The following is a 2,245-nucleotide window of genomic DNA, read 5'->3' as shown; positions in this document are numbered from 1 at the left end:
CCCCTGACCGCCCTGGGAGCCACCCGATGACCGTCCCCGCCGCCGACACCGCATCCGAAGCCGCCGCCTCGGCCTCCGGCCTGAGCCTGTGCGACGTCAGCCTGGTCCACGGCGACGGCGACACGGCCGTCACCGCTCTCGACCAGGTCACCCTGCGGGTCGCACCCGGGGAGTTCGTCGCCGTCGTGGGGCCCTCCGGTTCGGGCAAGTCCAGCCTGCTCGCCGTCGCCGGCGGGCTGCAGCGCCCCACGTCCGGGACCGTCACCGTGGCGGGCGCCGAGCTGACGTCCCTGACGGACAAGCGGCGCACCGAGGCCCGCCGCCGGCACGTCGGCTTCGTCTTCCAGCAGTCCAACCTGCTCAACTCACTCACCGTGCGGGAGCAGTTGCTGCTGCCGCTGCACATCGACGGCCGCCTCGACGCGGCGGCCCGCGCACGGGCGGACGAGCTGGTCGAGGCGGTCGGCCTCGCTCACCGCGCCGGTTCCCGGCCGCACCAGCTGTCCGGCGGCGAACGCCAGCGCGCCGGTCTGGCGCGGGCGCTGATGACCTCCCCCGCGGTGCTCCTGGTCGACGAGCCCACCTCGGCTCTCGATCGGGCACGGTCGGCGGAGGCCGTGCGGCTGATCGCCGAGCAGACCCGGGCACACGGGACGGCGACCGTCATGGTCACCCACGACACGGCGATAATGGACGCCGCCGACCGGGTGCACGAGATGGTCGACGGCCGCCTGTCCTGACCGGGAGGGCGGGCCGGCTCTCGGCACCCGGACCGTCCGCCACCCCGGAGTCCGCCCGTATGCCGAAGATCAACGCCGCCACCGTCGCCGAGCACCGCGCCCGCCAGCGCGAGGCGTTGGTCCAGGCAGCCGTCGAGATGCTGGTGCAGGAGGGCGCCGCCGCCGTGACCCCCGCGGCGGTCGGCGCCCGTGCCGGACTGGCGCGCTCCAGCGTGTACCAGTACTTCGACTCCTCGGCCGCCCTGCTGGCCACCGTGGTCGAGGAGGCCTTCCGCCGCTCCGACGAGGCCCTGGCCCGGGCGATGGCGGACGCGACGGGTCCGGTGGAGCGCGCGGAGGCCTACTTCCGGGAGAGTCTGCGGCTGGGCGCGGAGGGCGCCCACCGGCCGGCCGCGGCGCTGATGGGCGCCGACCTCCCACCCGCCTGCCGGGCACGGCTGATGGAGCTCCACCTCAGGCAGGTGGCCCCGTTCCGCGCCTCGGTCGAGGAGATCGGCGTCCCCGAGCCCGAGCTGACCGCGGACCTGATCGCCGGGATGCTGCACTCCGCGCTGTCCGCCGTCGAGCGGGGCGCGCCCCTGGAGACGGTGACGAGGCGGTCCCTGGCGCTGGTGCACCGGTGCCTGTCCACGTCCGGCTGACCGGCCAGGGCCGTCCGCGGCCGTGACCGTGCTGGTCAGAGGGATGTACCTCGCCGACCAGGGCGGTGCCGGGCATACGATGGGGGCCGGACGGAACGATCACCGGGCGGAAGCGAGGCGGGGCAGATGAGCAACACCGAGGTGCACCCCCCGGAGGTGCTGTGCACGTCCTCCCCGGCGTCCTCGGCGCGGGTGGACATCCTGACCCCGCGCTCGGTGCCGCTGGGCGGGCCGCGGGCGATGACGGTGCGGCGCACGCTGCCGCAGCGGGCCCGCTCGCTGATCGGCGCCTGGTGCTTCGCGGACCACTACGGCCCGGACGACGTCGCCGAGAGCGGCGGCATGGACGTCGCTCCGCACCCGCACATCGGGCTGCAGACGGTGAGCTGGCTGTTCACCGGTGAGATCGAGCACCGGGACAGCCTGGGCAGCCACGCCATGGTCCGCCCCGGCGAGATCAACCTGATGACGGGCGGGCACGGCATCGCCCACACCGAGGTGTCGACCCCGTCGACCACGGTCCTGCACGGCGTGCAGCTCTGGGTGGCGCTGCCGGCCGAGCACCGCGACGCGCCGCGCGACTTCCGTCACCACGTGCCGGAGCCGGTGGCCCTGCCCGGCGCGGCCGGCGAGGCGCGGGTCTTCCTCGGCTCGCTGCTCGGCTCGGTCTCGCCGGTCCCCACCTTCACCCCGCTGCTGGGCGCCGAGCTGATCCTCTCCCCGGGGGCCACCGTCAGCCTGCCGGTGGACGAGAGCTACGAGCACGGCCTGCTGCTGGACACCGGCGCGCTGACCTTCCCCGGCGGGAACCGTCTGGCGCCCGCGGAGCTGGGCTACCTGCCGCCGGGGCAGGCCACCGTCGAC

3 protein-coding genes are annotated in these 2,245 nt (G+C 75.3%); all 3 read left to right on the top strand.

Annotated features, from left to right (window positions below; translation table 11 throughout):
- Nucleotides 1-26: 26 nt before the first annotated feature.
- Nucleotides 27-740 carry an ABC transporter ATP-binding protein gene (locus tag ACOV8S_RS07760; protein WP_448316911.1) on the top strand — a complete coding sequence of 238 codons (714 nt, stop codon included), beginning with the start codon at nucleotides 27-29 and terminating at the stop codon, nucleotides 738-740.
- Between the two features lie 59 nt (nucleotides 741-799).
- Complete coding sequence (locus ACOV8S_RS07755; RefSeq protein WP_448316910.1) at nucleotides 800-1,381, top strand: TetR/AcrR family transcriptional regulator; 582 nt, start codon at nucleotides 800-802, stop codon at nucleotides 1,379-1,381.
- A 126-nt stretch (nucleotides 1,382-1,507) separates the two neighbouring features.
- Nucleotides 1,508-2,245 (top strand): pirin family protein (locus tag ACOV8S_RS07750; RefSeq protein WP_448316908.1); only part of this gene is annotated, 738 nt, incomplete at its 3' end.

Source organism: Streptomyces sp. CO7 (genome assembly GCF_053474865.1).
Note: the sequence above shows the minus strand (reverse complement) of the source record. Positions and strands in the feature narration are given on the sequence as shown.

Bases quoted from the DNA above. Each gene is read 5' to 3' on its own strand.
- ACOV8S_RS07755 (WP_448316910.1), top strand. From the start codon at position 800: ATGCCGAAGATCAACGCCGCCACCGTCGCCGAGCACCGCGCCCGCCAG.
- ACOV8S_RS07760 (WP_448316911.1), top strand. From the start codon at position 27: ATGACCGTCCCCGCCGCCGACACCGCATCCGAAGCCGCCGCCTCGGCC.